The organism is Hwangdonia sp. (assembly GCF_048381975.1).
In the GTDB taxonomy this organism is placed as follows: domain Bacteria; phylum Bacteroidota; class Bacteroidia; order Flavobacteriales; family Flavobacteriaceae; genus Hwangdonia; species Hwangdonia seohaensis.
Window position 1 is genome coordinate 357,941 of the sequence record NZ_JBLWYT010000004.1, and the last position, 17,981, is coordinate 375,921.

Below are 17,981 nucleotides of genomic sequence, written 5' to 3' on the forward strand. Positions count from 1 at the left end.
TTATAACTTAATTTCTTTAAAACCAGATGGTATTTTAAACGGAAAACGCAAGTCTTCATTTAACGATACGTTTTTAAATTCCAATTTAATAATGGTTTCTTCATTCGCATCAACAGCAATAATTTTGGTGTGTAGCGGAAGCGTTTGTCCATTAACTTCTTGGTACGCCAAATAATCTATTTGTAGATGTCTAAATGTTTTTGGTTGTGAAATTTGCTGTGATTTTACCTTAAAATACGACGGATCCAACAAAAAGAAAATCTCAAATAATTCGCGTTGTTTTTTTGGTTGAAGCACGTAAACGCCATTATCTACACTGGACTTATAAGCCTCTTCTTTTAAATTAAATAACGCTTCGCCAAGCAACAGATTCTGTACTTTTTTAAAATCCAGTTCCGTTCCCAATAAATCACTTAAATACTCGTAATCGCCTTCAAAATACGTATTATCCAACTTATTGTAAAAACTTACTTTTTCCGGGGTAACTTTGGCCCTTATAACCGAAAAAGTGGCGCTTATCCATAACACCTCATCCCTTTTCGCTCTAAACGAAACCGCGTGCGTTTGTTCTTTTTGGTCTTGAAAATAGCTTATTTTAAGTTTTGCCTGCAGTGTTTTAAAACGCGCTGCTTGTTTGGCGTTTTCATTTATTAATTGCCTTGTGGATAAGTCATAATTTGCTTCACCAGTACTAATTGTTTTGCTCGATTTGCAGCTAAACATTAACAATGTAACCAGCGTAAAAATAATATAAGTAGGTCTGTGCATTAATTTGAAGTTTCTAATTGTTTCGCTTTATCAGCAAACGTTTTTGCCTTAGCTGTATTGTTTAATGAGGTATAAGCTTTACTTAATTGACTGTAAAAATCGGCTTCCATTTTGGTGTCTTCAATAATATAATCCAATCCAGATTCTAAAATTTCTACTGCTTTTTCAGATTGACTCAATCCATTTAAGGCAACGCCATTTATTAAATAAAATATGGGTTGCGACGGATATTTTTCCAGAGCTTTACTGCTTTTTTCCGAAGCCAAATCAAACTGTTTCAAATCGATATAAAGCAGTAACACATTACGCAAAATTTGAAAGTTATTGGTTTCCAAAGCCAAAGCATCCTCGTAGTATTTTAAGGCTTTTGTTTTATCGCCTTTTTTTAAATAATACTGTGCCAATTCAACCAAGGTTTTACCATTATTGCTATCGTCAACCAAAGCGGTAACTTCAACCAAATCGGATTCATATTCCGGATTTTCACGAACAAAACTCACAAAATCCGACAACACTTTAAGTTTGGCCTCCGGTTTTATTTGGCTGCTTTTTAAAACTATTTTCATCGATTCAATGGCCTTATCGGTAGCATTATCATCTAAATAAAATTTGTACAAGGCTAAATGTACTATTTGCGATTTCGGATTTATTTTAAGCAATTCCTTGGCTGTTTCAAATGCTTTTTCTTTGTCGTTGTTTTCGCTGTATCGGAAAATAAGCGCTAAATAATTCGATTCTTTGTCTGGGTTATTTTCAACGCGGGATTCCAAGTTTTTAATTTGGTCTTTTTTGCGCCCCGTTGCCTCGTAAATTTGATTGCGCATCAGGTCTCTGGCCACCGATATTCCAAACTCGGCATCCAATTCATCTAAAACCTTTAAAGCATCATTATACTTTTTTGTCTGCACATACAACGATGCCAAATCTTCTTTGTAATCGGGGTGGTATTTAACCAGTTGCTTTACTGTTTTTATTGCCTTATCGTACTCGTTTTGAGAAGCATAAAACCCATACAATTCATCCAAAAACCATTCGTTATCGGGTTCTATTTTTACAGCTTTTTTAAGCGCATCTTCAGCCGCACCAAAGTTTTTAAGCTTGTTGTAGTTTTTACCCAATTCGAAATATAAAACGGGTACAGAATTATCTATTTCGATGCATTTTAACAACGCTTCAACAGATCGGTCGTAATTCTCGATACCTTTTTGTTTTAAAGCTTCATAGAACAATTCCTGAAATTTATCATCTACATTGCCTAAATCGTCATCTGGTTTTTTGTTAAAATCGACTTGGGCGTAATTTACCTGCGGAAAGAGAAACAATCCGAAAATGAAAACCAATATGTGTAATTTTTGTTTCATAAGAAAGATGCTTCGATTGCGCTCATCATAACATTGTGTTTCCAAATAGTATTCCAAAGTCAGTTTTATAAGATTCCTGTTTACACAGGAATTTATTCCAATATGGAATAATCGCCAATACTTATGCTGGTAAAATTACCATCGTACTTTACGTGGTTACCAATCATGGCATGGTCTAAATTAGCATTTTTAATGCTTGTTTGGGTTTGAATTAAGCTATTTTTAACGGTTGAATTTTCAACAACACTATCGTTTCCAATGGAAACAAATGGTCCAACCGTACTGTTTTTAAGCGTTACATTATCGCCAATAAAGCATGGTTCGATAATATTTGAGTTTTCCAATTTGGCTGAATTTGATACCAATTGCTCGTCGCCATCAGCTTTTAAAAACCCTAGCATCCGCTGATTGGTTTCTATAGTTATGGCTTTATTGCCGCAATCCATCCATTCGTCAACAGTGCCCGTTTTAAATATTTTCCCTTCAGCCATCATGCGTTTTATACCATCATTAATTTGGTACTCGCCACCATTCATAACGTTCTCATCAAGAATTTCTTGTAGCTTTCCTTTTAAAACACCAACATCTTTAAAATAATAAATGCCAATAACCGCTTGGTCGCTTACAAAGGTTTTGGGTTTTTCAACAAGCTCAACAATTTCTTCTTTGGCATTGAGTTTTACCACACCGTAAGCTTCCGGGTTTTCAACTTGTTTGGTCCAAATAACGGCATCTGCTTTAGGGTCTAAATCAAATTCGGCTCTAATTAAAGTGTCGGCATAAGCGATAACTGCCGGCCCCGAAAGTGATGGTTTTGCGCACATAATGGCATGACCGGTTCCCAAAGGCAAATCCTGACGGTAAATAGAAGGCTTGGCGCCTAAGCTTTCTGCCAATGCTTCCAAGCTTTTCACAACATCGTCGCCAAACCAAGCTGGATCGCCTAAAACAAAAGCGATTTCTTCAATAGGTTGTTTTAAAACTTTAGCTATATCTTTAACCAAGCGATGCACAATGGGTTGCCCTGCCACCGGAATTAAAGGCTTTGGAACGGTTAAACTATGTGGGCGTAAACGAGAACCTCGCCCTGCCATGGGAACTATTATTTTCATCTTTTAGAGTTAAGTCGTTTTTTGTTTAGTTGTTAATTTGTTTTAGCCACGAATACACGAATGTTTTCCTGTTTTGAAATCAAAAATCGTTAATCGTAATTCGTCAATTACTTCGTTCCTGTACTCCCAAAACCGCCTTCGCCACGAGAGGTTTCAGAAAGTTCTTCGACTTCAATCCATTCGGCACGGTCGTGTTTTGCTATAACCAATTGCGCAATTCGCTCGCCGTTATTGATAACAAAGTCTTCATTTGAAAGATTTACTAAAATCACGCCAATTTCGCCTCTGTAATCGGCATCAATGGTTCCCGGAGCATTTAGAACGGTAATGCCTTTTTTTGCTGCTAACCCACTCCGCGGACGCACTTGAGCTTCAAAACCAATAGGCAGTTCTATAAACAAACCTGTGCCAACAATACTGCGTTCCAAGGGTTTTAATGTTCTGGATTCTGAAATATTTGCGCGTAAATCCATGCCTGCCGATGCTATGGTTTCGTAGTGCGGTAAATCGTGATTGGATTTGTTTATTATTTTAATTTGCATATCAACGCTTTAATAATTGTTTAATTTGATTTTTTTCTGAAAAATAAATGATTGTCAAAAATACGATTAACAATGCTATTCCAACACTATAATTTTCTCTAAATTGATAAAATGATAGACTTGATAACCCAACGGAAAGCGCTAAATACATTCCGATTTTTTTCAAATTATAAGGAATGGGGTAATATTTTCTTCCGAAATAAAACGATGCCAACATCATGCAAGCATAGGCGGCTAGGGTTGCAATTGCAGAGCCTTTGTAACTTATTATTGGTATGAGCCAGAAATTGAGCAAAAGCGTCAATACAGCTCCGAAAACCGAAATGTACGCCCCGAATTTTGTTCTATCGGTTATCTTGTACCACACCGATAAATTGTGGTAAATACCCAAACAGAAATTTGCCAGCAAAACAATGGGTACAATCCACATGGCTTCCCAATAGGCCTCGTCTCCAATAAAAATAACTTTTAAAACATCGGCAAAAACAACCACCGTCAATAAAATTACCGAACCAAAAATAACAAAGAACTCCAAGATTTTGGCATAGTTTTTTTGTGGGTTTTCTGTTTTGGCATGACTAAAAAAGAAGGGTTCAATCCCTAATCTGTAAGCTGTTGCGAAAAGCGTCATAAACAACGCCAATTTATAACAGGCCGAATACATTCCAATTTCGGTTTTGGCTATGTTTTCGGGCAATAGTTTATCCAATAAAATTCTATCAAAAGTTTCGTTCACCGAAAATGCTACTCCAGCAATTAAAACAGGAAAAGCATAACGCATCATTTGTTTCCAAAGCGCTGTGTTGAAAGTGTATTTTACTTTAAAATAAAACGGAAGCATCAATAACAACGTTACCGCACTAGCCACTAAATTGGCAATGAATATGTAATTAATTTCGTAATTCGGTTGATAAACCGATGCGAATACAGAAGACTCCGTAGCTAAATCTTTTAACCATAATAGCAAAAATAGGTTCAATCCCAGGTTAATCACTATGTTCAATATTTTAATTACCGCGTACTTTATTGGTTTGGCCTTGGCGCGTAACCAAGCGAAAGGGATGATAACCAAAGCATCTAACAATAAAATCCAAATGACTAAATGAATGTATTCTGCTTTAATATCAATAGCATTTGCAATCTGGTTTTGAAAAGCTATGGCCAAAACAAAGAAGAGCAAAGACGTAATTATTAAGGATACGGAAGAGGTTCCGACGACTTTGGATTTATCGTCCTCTTTATTGAAAAACCTAAAAAAGGCGGTTTCCATGCCATAGGCTAAAACCACATTGAATAATACAAAATAGGAAAATATGAGGGACACATCGCCATAGTCGGCAACCGATTTTAAAACGCTTTCATCAGTGTGCAACCTTACCAATAAAAAACTCAACATTCTGGGTAGCACTGTGGCTAATCCGTAGATAAATGTTTGCTTAAAAAGTGATTTGAGTCCGCTCAACGATTGGTTATTTATAGGGCTAAAAATACGTTTTTAGCTAACGTAAACCAAAGATATATTATTGCGGCGGTACGCTTGGATATGATGCCATTGGTTTTTCGTTAATCTGATCGATTTTAATGTATTTGGTTTTCTTATTTTCTTTATAACTTACAATACATTCGCTTGCTTTTAAGTCAAACGGGATTTTCTTTGGTATTGGTGGTGTTTCGTTGCCGTATTCTTCAAGTGGATCGCTGCTCATTACAACATTGTAGCTCCGTTTTTCTTTCTTTTTGAATATGCCAACATAACGCAAACCGTCATGCGACAATAAGAGTTTTGTAACTTTTCCTCTAAAATAAACCGAGTCTAATTGCAGGTTTTTATTTGACTTTGTAACTGGAATAAACAACTTGATGCCCGAACCACCTTCTTTAATGCCTGAGGTCCATTTTTGAGAATACACATCTCCAAAATTTATTGAGGTTTTCTTTTCTAGCTTTGGGACACCGGAACATTGCGAAAAGCTAGACATCATGACCAACAATAAAAATGAGAATAAAATATGCTTTAAAAGTTTCATGGCTTAATTATAGAATTATAAAGATACGGTTTCAAAATTGATGCCATAAAAAAAATCAGAAAACTGGATTTTTGAAAGAAAAATGAGTCAGTCGAAATGTTTAAAACTAAATACCGGCATTTAAACACATAATAATCAAATAGTTATTTATTTATTGAAATATATTTCTTAATTTTAAGAGTTGCTTTATTCCCATAATCTAGACATGGCTACCTCTTCAAAAATATGGTAACACTTTATTTTAATTCAAATTTTTAATTATGGGAAAGTACAAAATAGGGAAAGACATTGGTGAATTGACGGTACGTCTTCAACATGTGGAGGAAAAAGTAGCTTACGCACGAAACAATGGTCAATCAGGTAATACTTCTAATTCTGCATGCAAGTGTCGGGGTGTATCAGACAGCGAACTTTATGAAAGCCTTGAAGATGCTGCACCAGATAGCAAGGTATTCGAGATTCTAAAAAATTTAATGATTGATGCTGGGGAAGTTACAATAAGAGAATTGTTTGCCTGTACAATAGAAGATGTTGGGCATAAGGCAGCAAATGCAATAGCATTAGCTAAAGAAATAGGGTTTCTAGCTTTAAGCAATGACAAATGTTGCCACGAGGTAGATGATGTCTTGCAGAATGATTACTGTAAGAGTAAAGCTGGAAAATGGTGTAGCCTTGTAAAAAAACATGGGCGTAAACGTTGCACACTGGCAAGCGATAAGTGTTAATCAAAATCAAACAGCAATAAAAAAACCTCTCACTAAATGTTAATGAAAGGTCTATAATGTTGTGAATAAAAAAATCGTAATCTAATTATTCAAAGCTTCCGCACCTCCAACAATTTCAAGGATTTCGTTGGTAATTGCAGCTTGACGCGCTTTGTTGTACGTTAATTTAAGCTGGTCTCTTAATTCTGTGGCGTTATCCGTTGCTTTGTGCATTGCTGTCATTCGCGCACCGTGTTCGCTTGCAAAAGAGTCTCTAATACCTTTATACAATTGTGTTTTTAACGATTTAGGAATCAACTCCTCAACGATTTCAACTTTCGATGGCTCAAAAATATAATCTGAATTGTTATTTGCTTCACCCTCAATAGGAACAATTGGTAAAAATTGCTCAGTCATTACAATTTGAGTTGCCGCATTTTTAAACTTGTTGTAAACAATTTCGATTTTATCGAACTCACCGGCAACAAATTTCTCCATTAACGATTCAGCGATTTCTGCCACATTATCAAAAGTCAAATCATCAAAAACCTCACTTTTATTGGCGATAACCATGTTTTGTTTTACAAACGCATCGTTTGCTTTTTTTCCAATTGCAACTACCGAAACCTTTTTACCAGCGTATACATTGCTAATTAAATGTTGTGTTTGCTTAATAATATTAGAATTAAAAGCGCCACATAAGCCTCTATTGGATGTAATAGGAACAATTAAAACATTGTTTACTTCGCGTTGCGTGGAAAATTTGCTTCCAGAGTCTGCATCTAAAGTGGCACTTAAGCTTTGTAAAAGCTCAGTCAACTTATCTGCATAAGGGCGCATTGCGGTAATAGCATCTTGTGCCTTCTTTAACTTTGCAGCCGATACCATTTTCATGGCACTGGTAATCTGCATCGTTGAAGATACCGAGGATATTCTGTTACGTATTTCTTTTAAGTTTGCCATATTAGCCCCACCTAACCTCCCCAAAGGGAAGGGATTAATTGATTATGTTAAAATACAAGCACCATCTCACAACTCTTCCCTTTCGGGGAGGCTGCGATGGGCCTTTTTATTAATTTCTATACTTTCCCGATAAATCTTTAGCCACAGCTGTTAATGTATCTGTAACTTCATCAGTTAATTTACCTGCCTTTAAAGTATCTAGAACATCTCTGTGCTTTGCGTTTAAGAATTCTATATAATCACGTTCGAATTCTTTAACTTTTTCAACAGGAACATCTTTCAATAAGTTTTTAGACCCTGCGTAAATAATAGCTACTTGGTCTTCAACTGTAAACGGATCGTTTTGTGCTTGCTTTAAAATTTCAACGTTACGTTTTCCTTTTTCGATTACGTTTAAAGTAACGGCATCTAAATCAGATCCAAACTTTGCGAAAGCTTCTAACTCACGGAATTGCGCTTGGTCTAATTTTAAAGTACCTGATACCTTTTTCATTGATTTAATCTGAGCGTTACCACCAACACGAGATACCGAAATACCTACGTTAATTGCCGGACGAACACCAGAGTTAAATAAATCACCATCTAAGAAAATTTGTCCATCGGTAATGGAAATTACGTTTGTTGGAATATAAGCTGATACGTCACCTGCCTGCGTTTCAATAATTGGTAAAGCGGTTAACGAACCTCCACCTTTTACCATGGGCTTTAAGCTATCTGGTAAATCGTTCATTTCTTTAGCAATCGCATCATCATTAATCACTTTTGCAGAACGCTCTAATAAACGTGAGTGTAAATAGAAAACGTCTCCAGGGTACGCCTCACGTCCTGGTGGGCGACGTAACAATAAAGATACCTCACGATACGCTACCGCTTGTTTAGATAAATCGTCATAGATAATTAAAGCTGGACGACCCGTATCTCTAAAATACTCACCGATTGCAGCTCCGGCCATTGGTGCATAAACTTGCATTGGCGCAGGATCTGATGCATTTGCAGCAACAATAGTAGTATAAGCTAATGCTCCTTTTTCTTCCAGGGTTTTAGCTATTAAAGCTACTGTTGATGCCTTTTGCCCAACTGCAACATATATACAATATACAGGCTCGCCTGCATCGTAAAATTCTTTTTGATTTATAATGGTGTCAATACAAACGGCTGTTTTACCAGTTTGTCTATCTCCAATTACCAGCTCACGTTGTCCACGTCCAACAGGAATCATTGCGTCAATTGCTTTAACTCCGGTTTGTAAGGGCTCGGTAACCGGTTCACGATAAATAACCCCAGGCGCTTTACGCTCTAAGGGCATTTGGTAAGTTTCACCGGCAATAGGGCCTTTTCCATCTATTGGTGTCCCTAATGTATCAACAACACGACCAACAATACCTTCACCTACGTTAATAGAAGCGATTCTGCCCGTACGTTTTACCGTAGAACCTTCGGCAACTGCTTTAGAGTGTCCTAATAATACAATACCTACGTTGTCTTCTTCAAGGTTAAGTACAATACCTTCAAGACCGCCATCAAATTCTACCAGCTCACCATATTGAGCGTTTGAAAGTCCATAGGCACGTACAATACCATCACCAACAGTTAATACTGTTCCTACTTCATCTAAAGATGCTGTAGCCTTGAATCCTGCCAGTTGTTGTTTTAAGATTGCTGATACTTCAGCTGGTTTTACTTCTGCCATCTTTATTAATTTTGAACCCAGAATTTAGAACTCTGAATTATTTTAGTTTAATGTAAATTCTCTTTTTAACTTATTTAATTTGTTTGCAATACTTGCATTGTATTGAATATCTCCAACACGCAAGATAAAGCCTCCTAAAATGCTTTCGTCTATAATGCTTTTAATTTCAGCATCTTTTCCTGTAAGCTCTTTAACCTTAGCCAACACCTTAACTCTTAAATCGTCTGTTAAAGGTATAGCGGTAGTTACTTGGGCCACTTGAGTTCCTGTTAATTCGTCGAATAAAAGATTGTATTTTAAAGCGACTTCTTGTAAAAGCGGTAATCTTTTATTTGTAATTAGGGTATCGATTAAATTTTTTGTCATTTCATTAGAACCTTTAAAAACATCTAATAAAATGGCTTTTTTAACTGAAGAACTCACTACAGGATTTTGAAGCGCATTGTTTAACTCTGTGCTCTCTGCAATAGTTTTGGCTATTAGCTTCATGTCTTTATTTACAACCTCGGTTGTATTTTTATCAGATGCTAAACTTAAAACTGCTTTTGCGTAACGTATTGCTGCTCTTGCTCCTGCCATGATACTATTAGTTTAATTTTGCTTCAACCAGCATAGACTCAACCAATTGAACTTGTTTGTCTTTGTTGGAAAGTTCTTTTCGCACTACTTTTTCAGCTATTTCAATGGATAAATCCGCAACATGTTTTTTAAGTTCTGCCATAGCGGCTTTCTTTTCGCTTTCAATTGCAGCTTGAGCTTGGGTAATTATTTTATCCGCTTGGTTTTGCGCTTCGCCTTTGGCGTCGTCGATCATTTTATTTTTAATATCGCGCGCTTCTTTTAACAAAGCTTCGCGTTCTGCTCGTGCTTCTTTTAAAATGCGTTCGTTATCGGCATGAAGGTTTTCCATCTCTTTACGAGCATCTTCAGCTGAAGCCAATGCTTTTTTAATACCTTCTTCTCTTTCGCTAACCGCTCCAAGAATAGGTTTCCAAGCAAACTTTTTTAAGATAATAAGTAAAAACAAAAATGTAATTACTGTCCAAAATACAAGTCCTAAACCTGGTGTAATTAAATCCATTTCTTAATTTATTTAGTTTTATAATCCCACGTATGGGTTTCATTTTTTGAGGATTGCCCCAAATTTAAAAATTATTTTCCATGTTGTTCCTTACGGATAAACCTTAAGGTTATAGAAGCTTTAATTAAAATACAGAGGCAACCAACCGTTACCTCTGTACTTTGTAATCATAATTAAACGATTAATGCAGCAACAACACCAAATAGTGCTACTGCTTCTACGAAAGCTGCTAAAATAAGCGCTGAAGTTTGGATTTTTCCTTGGATTTCCGGTTGACGTGCCATGGCATCCATAGCAGAACCACCGATTCTTCCAATTCCCATTCCAGCTCCAATTGCTGCTAAACCAGCTCCGATTGCTGCGATTCCTGTAATAGTCATAGTTATAAAATTTAAATTAATTAATGATGTGCTTCTTCGGTTGCCATGCCAATATACAGGGCAGACAACACGGTAAATATATATGCTTGAATTGCTACTACTACAATTTCTATTAATCCGATAAATAATGAGAACGCTACCGATACCGGAGATACCCATGTGGTCTCAAAAATAAATATTAAGGACATTAAGGCTAAAATAATAATATGTCCTGCTGTAATGTTTGCAAATAAACGAATCATTAACGAGATTGGTTTTACAAACATCCCCACAATTTCTATGGGCATTAAGAAAATTTTCATTGGCACAGGAACCCCGGGCATCCAGAAAATATGTTTCCAATAGTTTTTGTTGCCGCTAAAGTTTGTTACCAAAAAGGTAAACACCGCCAAAGTTAATGTAAAGGCAATATTACCACTTACGTTGGCACCGTTAACAATAGGTATTAACCCAAAAATATTATTAAGCCATATAAAGAAAAATACGGTTAATAAATAGGGCATGTACTTTTTGTATTTATGATCGCCAATCATAGGCTTTGCAATCTCATCGCGAACAAAAACAATTAAAGGTTCCATAAAACCTGCAATTCCTGTTGGGATTTTAGTGCTAGATTTTTTATAAACCCGAGCGGTAGAAATAAACACGAGCAATAATACGATAACCGACACCCACATCATGAACACGTTTTTTGTGATAGAAAAATCCGCTGGCTTGCTAGCGTTTGTAGGGTGATGCTCGGCATCAAAAGCTACAGCTTGTGCGTTGGCATCTAGTTGATAAATTTTTTCGTGGTATTTTACAAATCTCAAACCGTCTTTTTCAACGATGTGCGACCCAGAGTCGTCATGATGAAATTCGCTGGACATAAAGGTAACCAAACCTTGGTCTGTCCATAAAATAATAGGCAAAGCAATCGAAATTGGCTTCCCATTCCAATCAAGAATATGAAATTCATGAGCATCCTTAACGTGATGCATAATCATCTCTTTGGCATTGAACTCTTTATCGTTCTCGTTCTCTTGGTTTTCCGACGCATAGCCACCAAATGATGTGGCCATAAATAATGCAGAAAAAAATACGCTTTTAAAGGTGTTTAATGTCATTCTATTTTGATTAAAAATACCTTGCTTTAAATTCCGTGCAAATGTACGCACATAAAGTTAATTGACAAATAATAATTTAATGATTATTTGTCAATACGGTTTTTTATTGAAAATTAGCGGTGGACGCCTACTTTTTTTGAAGTAATCTAGTTACAGCATACACTTCAAATGCAAGAAAAATAAAATAGGGAACAAAAAAATTGGCGAGATCGTATGCTTTTTGTTCAGGTTTTGATAAAATCCACGGCAACAAAAACACCATGGCCAACACCATTTTTAATAGCATGCCCAAAACAAATGCATTGAACACTTCGATTTTGCCAATCGATTCGCGGTAGTTAATTAGCGTATAGATTATTACAACGGTAACCAAATGAAACATATAAATATGCCATAGCGGAAAAAACAAAACAGCGTTTTTTGCAAAATGCAAGTTTAAATAGGCGTGGATACCAAATAACAAAGCACTCAACACTATGAGTTGCACCAGAAAGTTTAGCTCTCTCTTTTTAAAAAGATTGTTCATTTATTGTTCTTCTTTTGAGATTGCAATAATACGTCTTATTACAAAAACAATCGCAAAAATTACAAACACTAAAGATAGAATAATAGTGTAAAGGTTATGCTTGTTTGGAAATGCATCGTCGAGTTTTACACCAACAAAAGCACCTATGCCAATAATGGCAAACATTTGAAAAGCAATACTAGAATAACGCGCGTAAGTATTAAGCTGTTTTTTCTGGTTCTGACTTTTTTTGTTGTTGCGGTCCTTGTCCACTTTTGTTCATATCTTTTACAGAGCCCTTCATAACACAGGTTACATTAAAGGTTGCCCCTGGTTCAACGGCTAGTTTGCCAACAACCACTTCGCCTTCAATGTGTGCTGCTGCTTTTAATGTAAGGGTGCCCGACAGCGATAATTTTCCTGAAAATTTACCTTCAAAATAGGCATCGGTGCCTTGCAGGGTGCCTTTTATAAAACCTGCTTTACCCACAACTACTTTTCCTGTGGTTTTTATATTTCCTTCTATAATTCCATCTACCCTAAAATCGCCTTCGCTATTAAAGTCGCCAACAATTTTAGTGCCTTGGGATATTATATTTTGACTGGATGTTCCTTCTACCATGTGTTTGTCTTTTTTATTATCAGAGAACATAATGCTATTAATTTTAATTATTACTAATGTTTAAATACGTATCCAGATTTTTATGAATCTGAACGATTTGATAATTTGCAGATGATATTGCAAAATAAGGTTCGGTTATTTTTCGGCTGTCTTCTTTGGTTAATAATTGGTCGAAAGTTTTAGCAACTTGAGCACTTTTTAAACCATGAATAACAACGAGTCTTGTATTTGGGCTGTAAACATCGACCGATGTTTTTAAATCGTAATATTTTATGTTTTTTAAAACAGAATCCAAAGTTTTTTGGAACGCTTCAATTTCATCAATTTCTGTGTTTTCAAATTTATAAACCACTTTAAAGTTGGTTGAAGCATCATCGGTTTCTTCAATAAAATCGGAGCTCGCCATTTTTGGTAAAATCTCTGTATCCATTTTTTCGGCTTGCTGGCCTTCTGGCGTATTGGCAAAGGTTATCGCCACATAATTAATGGCTCTTTTGTAAGCCTCATAACCAAACAACCTGCCTATGGCCGTGGCTTTTAAAAGCTCGAATTTTGGCACAATGGGATCGCCATCAAAGGCATTGATATAGGTTTCGCATGCTGAAATGACTGTAGCATATTCCTGATTTTCATGTTGCGCAAACAGCTTTTCGTAAACCCGCTCAGGGCTCTGCTCGTCTTTTAAATTCGCTAAATCCGGGTTGTTTAAAATGGTGGCGTAGCGCGATTCCGGATGGTTTGTAATAATCTCGTTTTTGGCAATGGAAGCCTCATCGTTTTCGCCCAACAATTCATAAATCTTATATAGATTGTATTTTGAAGGCACTATTAACCGCTCTTCCGGTTGGCTATTCATTAGGTTTTGGAACTTGCTTTTTGCTAAATCGTATTCTTTGAATTTTTCCTTGTAAATAAGACCCAATTGATAGTAGGCAAAATTCCGGTCTTTTGAAATACTGTCGATGGCCTTTTCTTCGGAAGGAATTTTAGAGATATAGAACTGCGGATCAAACCGTTCTTCATCTGAAGCCAAATCAACGATATTAACATCCGAAGCACTATTTCCGGTGTTGGAATTTGCTTTGTTGGACCATCGCCAATTGTCTTCTAAAGTTCTGTTGCCCCAAATTTTAATAAACTCGTTTTTGCCATAGGCCACCGTGGTTGGGTTGTAAAAATAAAATAGGGTCGCTTCGTTTGGTGTTCCCCTGTTTTGCGACTGTCCACCAATGGTATTGTTAACCGTAGCCAAACCTGTATTCCGTTCGGCAGCTTCGGCTTGTTTTTCATCTTCTTCGGCTTTTTCTTTTAAAGCTTCAACAAAGGATTCAAAGTACTCCAATCGTTCGGTTTCCGAAAAATTCACTAATTGCAAGATACTATCGTTAACACGGGCTATGTTTTCGTAATAAATAACATCTTCCAAATTATCGCGTTTCCTTTTAATGATGCGATAGGGCTTGGAGTTTAACTCCAAATTCGTCATCGTGCTGTCGTAATAATTACCTGCGATTTCATACTTCGATGTATCAAAATTCATGTCGCCCAAAGTTTGGTAATTTTTAGCTCTCAACAATTTATCCTGCGAATTGGTGCGCAAAGATTTATTATAGTAGTTTACCGCTAAAGAATCCGATTGATTATTTAAATGATATTCGGCAATTTGATGGTAAATTTTATCCAAAAAGGGTCTGTTTTCCCTATTTTCTTCAAGTGCCGTAAGGTGTTCCAAAAGCGCCAGTTTGTTTCCGTTTTCATAATCGAAATTTTTAACTTTTTCAATATGGGCACTTATCATGTAAATACGCGGTGTTTTTCTATTGAGCCCTATAACCTTATCAAACGCGATGTTGGCACTGTCTTTATAACCTAATTGATTGTATAGTTGCCCTTGGATAAAACGATAACGCCCGCGCTCGTCGTTGTTTTTCGTGGCGTTTGCGGCAATGTTTAATTGCGTAATGGCGCTGTCAACAGATTTGGTGTTTAAATACGCTTGTGCCAAAATAGACGTGGCATCGGCCAAATCTTGATCGTTTAATTCTTCATCGGCCAACAACCGTTTCAACTTTTTTATGGCCACTTCATTGTTGTCCAACCGGATATTGGCCTTTTCGCGCCAAATTTTAACTTGATTTATTTTGTCGCTCGTTGGGTATTTATTCAGAATATTATTGAATGCCGCCAATGCCGGAACAAAGCGTTGGTCGAAATAACGGGCTTTTCCCAAAAGCAAATACGCTTCATCTATTTGCGGATTTTTTTCTTTGCCATCAATATTTATACTGTGTTTTTGAATGGCTTTTACCGCCTTTTCTTCGGCTCTATTAAAGTTCTCGTTTTTAGACTGCCCGGGCAATACAATGTCTTCTTGAATTTGCATGCGCTCGATGGGAAGCACGTCCCAATAATTATCGGCGTACCCTTCGTTAAGGGTGTTTCTGCCTTCTTCTAAAGCTAAATAGCCATTGTAAAGCGCATTGAATTCGGCAGTAACGGCGTGATAATTTCGGCTAACAAAATTGTCTTTTTTTCTAGAACAACTGGTTGCTAAAACAGTAGAAAAAACTATAAGTAGTATGGCTTTGATAGATGTTTTCAACGGTGGTTATTTAGTCTAATAAATAACTATAAACTCTAGTTATTATTATATGTAACCGTAAAAATAAGCATCTTTTTGGATTTAGCTATAAATTGCAGTTATAAAATGCTCGCGCAAAGACGCTAAGGCGCAAAGTGGACACTGTATGATTATGGATTGTTTCGCAGAGACACACAAAGTTTTTACAGAGACTCGTAGAGGAATACATAGTAAAACATGAATTAACATAGTGATTTTGATAACATTCTGAAAACGCTCCGTGTATCTCTGCGAAAACCCAGCGGGACTCCGTGTTATAATTTTAAACAGCCTCAGTTCCCGAAAAATGTGCTTCAAGTTCTTTTAAAGTGGCTTCGCTTGTGTTTAAATCTTTAACTATTTCGCCTTTTTCAAGTACTACAATGCGTTCGCAAACGTCGGTTACATGCATTAAATCATGACTGGAAATTAATACGGTTACGCCTTGTTTTTCGGCTAAATCCTTAATAATGCCTTTTAATCGAATTTGTGTTGTGGGATCCAGGTTTGCAAAAGGTTCGTCTAAAACAATAACTTCCGGGTTGCCAATAAGTGCCGCAACAATGCCTGCTTTTTTCTGATTGCCTTTACTTAAATCGCGTAAATACTTTTTCTGCCCGAGGATTTCCCCGTGGAAAAAATCTTCAAACTGGCTTACCAATCTATCAACATCGGCTCTGTTTTGTCCGCGTAATTCACCAATAAAGTAAAAATATTCTTCGGCCGTTAAATAACCAATTAAAAAACTTTCATCAATAAAAGCTGATGTAAAGGGTTTCCAATCTTCACTTTCATTTACCTTAATATTGTTGTTTTTAACATATCCGGTTGTGGGCTGAATTAAATCCAACAGCAAACTAAAATACGTGGTTTTTCCAGCGCCATTGTTTCCTACCAATCCAAAACTTTGGCCTTTGGGAATGTCTAATTTTTCAATATTTAAAACAATATTGTTGCTGTATTTTTTTGAAAGATTTGATGTTGTAATCATAATGTTTTCTTTTAGTTGTCTTGATCAAAGGCATTGATCATTTTGTATTTTGATTTTGTGTATTTCAGAGTAATGATTTTCATTAATTTTTGATGAAAAACAATACCAATAACGCCCAATAAAGCGAGTACCAAACAAGCTATTTCAAACCCTATTAAAAAGTAAAATAGTGCAAATATACCCATTGGCAATATTAAAAGCGGAATGCCAATAAGCCATTGTACCGCACCTGTACCTTGATAATTAAAGGCTGCTTTTTGGTTTAAATCGATTTTCTTGCGGTTAAAAGATCCGCCGTACAAAATAACATGCGTATTAACACCTATGTTATAAATGGCAGCTACAAAATGAGCCAATAAAATTTTCCATCCGAAAAAGACATACGGAATACCAAGAACAAACAAAATAATAACGCTTACCGCCATTAAGGTAAATTTCGATTTTAAATACTGCTCGTATTTAATGTTTTGGCTCATCAAGAGTTTATAATAACCACTATCCCAAGCGGGAATAAACTGCCCGAAATTGATTAAAAAGATACCCGTTGAAAACACACCAATAAACATAAAAAACCAAGGTAGGTTTTGATAGGTGGGTTGCGGATAGAAAAACAAACCGTACAAAAGGCCAATTAAAACCATCCAAACCGAGGATTTTGTTCGCTTGTTGCGCCAAATCAGTTTTAAATCCAGTTGCATAAAAGGGGCAATGTCGCCAAAGTTTTTGGTCCACTCCATATTTGAGGTGTTTACCTCTTTAATCTTAGCTTTTAATCCGCTGTCTAAAAACAGTTTTTGTTTTAGTATTTTAAAATTGTAAGCGTATAAGGCTGTCAGTAATAAAATAGGAACGATTAATAAAACCGGATTTTCAGTTATGTAAGTGACGCCATTTGAAAGCGCTCCCGCAATATTTATAATATTAAAATGATTTAAACCGAACAAAGCACCAGCAAATACAATAATGGGTAAAAATGACAGTTCGGTTTTAGCCGATAAGCTTTCAATAATAAAATTTAAAAAGTTATTTATTAGCGTAATGAGCACAATAACAAACATCCAAATTAAAACGGCTGATGTGTTGTAATCGTTTGCTATTAATTTGAGCCCAAAAGGAACAATGGCGAATAATGGTAAAAAATTAATGAATGACAATGCCGATTTTCCCAAAACAAAATTGACCACAGATTTTCGTTTAACGGGCAGTGTCAGTAAAGGTTTAACACTCATTACCGGTAGTTTTTGAAAAAAGAATCGAATCAACAAATCGCCAATTATCCAGAAAAACAACAAGCCGTTAAAAGCAACCAACGGATCTAAATCCGGATATATTTCCTTTAAGATTTTATCCATCAAAAATCCTATAAACAGAAACATAACCATAAAATACAGCGTGAAAAAGCCCATTAATATTTTAATGGCTAAACTTTTGCCAAAGCTGGCAGACCTAAAAAAAGCTTTCCATTCTAAATTTATAAAATGTTTAATCATAGTTTGGCTGGTTATATTT

Annotated in this window: 19 protein-coding genes; 1 reads left to right on the forward strand and 18 read right to left on the reverse strand. The window is 36.1% G+C overall.

The features are described from left to right. The 6 genes from ACN5J7_RS09725 to ACN5J7_RS09750 all read right to left on the reverse strand — a co-directional run bounded on the left by ACN5J7_RS09725 (position 1) and on the right by ACN5J7_RS09750 (position 5,810). The gene (locus ACN5J7_RS09725; RefSeq protein WP_311935885.1) at positions 1–768 is read right to left on the reverse strand and encodes a DUF4292 domain-containing protein; all 768 of its coding nucleotides are present in this window, start codon (positions 766–768) and stop codon (positions 1–3) included. After that, the gene (locus ACN5J7_RS09730; protein WP_418603754.1) at positions 768–2,129 is read right to left on the reverse strand and encodes a tetratricopeptide repeat protein; all 1,362 of its coding nucleotides are present in this window, start codon (positions 2,127–2,129) and stop codon (positions 768–770) included. The genes ACN5J7_RS09725 and ACN5J7_RS09730 overlap by 1 nt, the downstream gene beginning before the upstream one ends. Positions 2,130–2,221: 92 nt before the next feature. Continuing rightward, positions 2,222–3,241: a sugar phosphate nucleotidyltransferase gene (locus ACN5J7_RS09735; RefSeq protein WP_418603755.1), complete on the reverse strand. Its 1,020-nt coding sequence runs from the start codon at positions 3,239–3,241 to the stop codon at positions 2,222–2,224. 107 nt (positions 3,242–3,348) lie between these two features. Further along, complete coding sequence (gene dut, locus ACN5J7_RS09740; protein WP_311935894.1) at positions 3,349–3,783, reverse strand: dUTP diphosphatase; 435 nt, start codon at positions 3,781–3,783, stop codon at positions 3,349–3,351. 1 nt (position 3,784) lies between these two features. Continuing rightward, positions 3,785–5,245, reverse strand: a complete 1,461-nt coding sequence (locus tag ACN5J7_RS09745; RefSeq protein ID WP_311935897.1) for a polysaccharide biosynthesis C-terminal domain-containing protein — start codon at positions 5,243–5,245, stop codon at positions 3,785–3,787. Between the two features lie 58 nt (positions 5,246–5,303). Further along, positions 5,304–5,810 (reverse strand): hypothetical protein, encoded by a 507-nt coding sequence (locus ACN5J7_RS09750; protein WP_311935900.1) that lies wholly within the window; start codon positions 5,808–5,810, stop codon positions 5,304–5,306. Positions 5,811–6,070: 260 nt separating this feature from the next. Between ACN5J7_RS09750 and ACN5J7_RS09755 the strand changes: the two genes are divergently transcribed. Next, the gene (locus tag ACN5J7_RS09755; protein WP_418603756.1) at positions 6,071–6,535 is read left to right on the forward strand and encodes a hypothetical protein; all 465 of its coding nucleotides are present in this window, start codon (positions 6,071–6,073) and stop codon (positions 6,533–6,535) included. 81 nt (positions 6,536–6,616) lie between these two features. On the opposite strand, the gene atpG is transcribed toward ACN5J7_RS09755, so the two are convergent. The 12 genes from atpG to ACN5J7_RS09815 form a co-directional block, all read right to left on the reverse strand. After that, positions 6,617–7,477: an ATP synthase F1 subunit gamma gene (gene atpG, locus ACN5J7_RS09760; protein ID WP_311935907.1), complete on the reverse strand. Its 861-nt coding sequence runs from the start codon at positions 7,475–7,477 to the stop codon at positions 6,617–6,619. A 109-nt stretch (positions 7,478–7,586) separates the two neighbouring features. Beyond that, entirely contained in the window at positions 7,587–9,167 is a 1,581-nt protein-coding gene (gene atpA, locus ACN5J7_RS09765; RefSeq protein WP_311935911.1) for a F0F1 ATP synthase subunit alpha, read from the reverse strand. A gap of 42 nt (positions 9,168–9,209) precedes the next feature. Further along, on the reverse strand, positions 9,210–9,746 hold the full coding sequence (gene atpH, locus ACN5J7_RS09770) for an ATP synthase F1 subunit delta (protein ID WP_311935914.1): 537 nt from the start codon (positions 9,744–9,746) through the stop codon (positions 9,210–9,212). A 7-nt stretch (positions 9,747–9,753) separates the two neighbouring features. Then, on the reverse strand, positions 9,754–10,248 hold the full coding sequence (locus ACN5J7_RS09775; RefSeq protein ID WP_311935918.1) for a F0F1 ATP synthase subunit B: 495 nt from the start codon (positions 10,246–10,248) through the stop codon (positions 9,754–9,756). Positions 10,249–10,421: 173 nt separating this feature from the next. Then, a complete protein-coding gene (gene atpE, locus ACN5J7_RS09780) occupies positions 10,422–10,628 on the reverse strand; it encodes an ATP synthase F0 subunit C (protein ID WP_007647348.1) in 207 nt (68 codons plus the stop codon). A gap of 20 nt (positions 10,629–10,648) precedes the next feature. Next, positions 10,649–11,734, reverse strand: a complete 1,086-nt coding sequence (gene atpB / locus ACN5J7_RS09785) for a F0F1 ATP synthase subunit A (RefSeq protein ID WP_311935924.1) — start codon at positions 11,732–11,734, stop codon at positions 10,649–10,651. A 127-nt stretch (positions 11,735–11,861) separates the two neighbouring features. After that, positions 11,862–12,260 carry a hypothetical protein gene (locus ACN5J7_RS09790; RefSeq protein ID WP_311935928.1) on the reverse strand — a complete coding sequence of 133 codons (399 nt, stop codon included), beginning with the start codon at positions 12,258–12,260 and terminating at the stop codon, positions 11,862–11,864. Continuing rightward, the gene (locus tag ACN5J7_RS09795; RefSeq protein ID WP_418603757.1) at positions 12,261–12,512 is read right to left on the reverse strand and encodes an AtpZ/AtpI family protein; all 252 of its coding nucleotides are present in this window, start codon (positions 12,510–12,512) and stop codon (positions 12,261–12,263) included. After that, entirely contained in the window at positions 12,460–12,891 is a 432-nt protein-coding gene (locus ACN5J7_RS09800; RefSeq protein ID WP_311935934.1) for a polymer-forming cytoskeletal protein, read from the reverse strand. The genes ACN5J7_RS09795 and ACN5J7_RS09800 overlap by 53 nt, the downstream gene beginning before the upstream one ends. A gap of 13 nt (positions 12,892–12,904) precedes the next feature. Beyond that, positions 12,905–15,463, reverse strand: a complete 2,559-nt coding sequence (locus tag ACN5J7_RS09805; protein WP_311935937.1) for a tetratricopeptide repeat protein — start codon at positions 15,461–15,463, stop codon at positions 12,905–12,907. A gap of 301 nt (positions 15,464–15,764) precedes the next feature. Next, positions 15,765–16,472 (reverse strand): ABC transporter ATP-binding protein, encoded by a 708-nt coding sequence (locus tag ACN5J7_RS09810; RefSeq protein ID WP_311935939.1) that lies wholly within the window; start codon positions 16,470–16,472, stop codon positions 15,765–15,767. An 11-nt stretch (positions 16,473–16,483) separates the two neighbouring features. Continuing rightward, positions 16,484–17,962, reverse strand: a complete 1,479-nt coding sequence (locus ACN5J7_RS09815; RefSeq protein WP_311935942.1) for a DUF5687 family protein — start codon at positions 17,960–17,962, stop codon at positions 16,484–16,486. Positions 17,963–17,981 lie beyond the last annotated feature (19 nt).

Coding starts and splice junctions, on each gene's coding strand:
- ACN5J7_RS09725 (WP_311935885.1), bottom strand. CDS start 768: ATGCACAGACCTACTTATATTATTTTTACGCTGGTTACATTGTTAATG.
- ACN5J7_RS09730 (WP_418603754.1), bottom strand. CDS start 2,129: ATGAAACAAAAATTACACATATTGGTTTTCATTTTCGGATTGTTTCTC.
- ACN5J7_RS09735 (WP_418603755.1), bottom strand. CDS start 3,241: ATGAAAATAATAGTTCCCATGGCAGGGCGAGGTTCTCGTTTACGCCCA.
- dut (WP_311935894.1), bottom strand. CDS start 3,783: ATGCAAATTAAAATAATAAACAAATCCAATCACGATTTACCGCACTAC.
- ACN5J7_RS09750 (WP_311935900.1), bottom strand. CDS start 5,810: ATGAAACTTTTAAAGCATATTTTATTCTCATTTTTATTGTTGGTCATG.
- ACN5J7_RS09755 (WP_418603756.1), top strand. CDS start 6,071: ATGGGAAAGTACAAAATAGGGAAAGACATTGGTGAATTGACGGTACGT.
- atpG (WP_311935907.1), bottom strand. CDS start 7,477: ATGGCAAACTTAAAAGAAATACGTAACAGAATATCCTCGGTATCTTCA.
- atpA (WP_311935911.1), bottom strand. CDS start 9,167: ATGGCAGAAGTAAAACCAGCTGAAGTATCAGCAATCTTAAAACAACAA.
- atpH (WP_311935914.1), bottom strand. CDS start 9,746: ATGGCAGGAGCAAGAGCAGCAATACGTTACGCAAAAGCAGTTTTAAGT.
- ACN5J7_RS09775 (WP_311935918.1), bottom strand. CDS start 10,248: ATGGATTTAATTACACCAGGTTTAGGACTTGTATTTTGGACAGTAATT.
- atpE (WP_007647348.1), bottom strand. CDS start 10,628: ATGACTATTACAGGAATCGCAGCAATCGGAGCTGGTTTAGCAGCAATT.
- atpB (WP_311935924.1), bottom strand. CDS start 11,734: ATGACATTAAACACCTTTAAAAGCGTATTTTTTTCTGCATTATTTATG.
- ACN5J7_RS09790 (WP_311935928.1), bottom strand. CDS start 12,260: ATGAACAATCTTTTTAAAAAGAGAGAGCTAAACTTTCTGGTGCAACTC.
- ACN5J7_RS09800 (WP_311935934.1), bottom strand. CDS start 12,891: ATGTTCTCTGATAATAAAAAAGACAAACACATGGTAGAAGGAACATCC.
- ACN5J7_RS09810 (WP_311935939.1), bottom strand. CDS start 16,472: ATGATTACAACATCAAATCTTTCAAAAAAATACAGCAACAATATTGTT.
- ACN5J7_RS09815 (WP_311935942.1), bottom strand. CDS start 17,962: ATGATTAAACATTTTATAAATTTAGAATGGAAAGCTTTTTTTAGGTCT.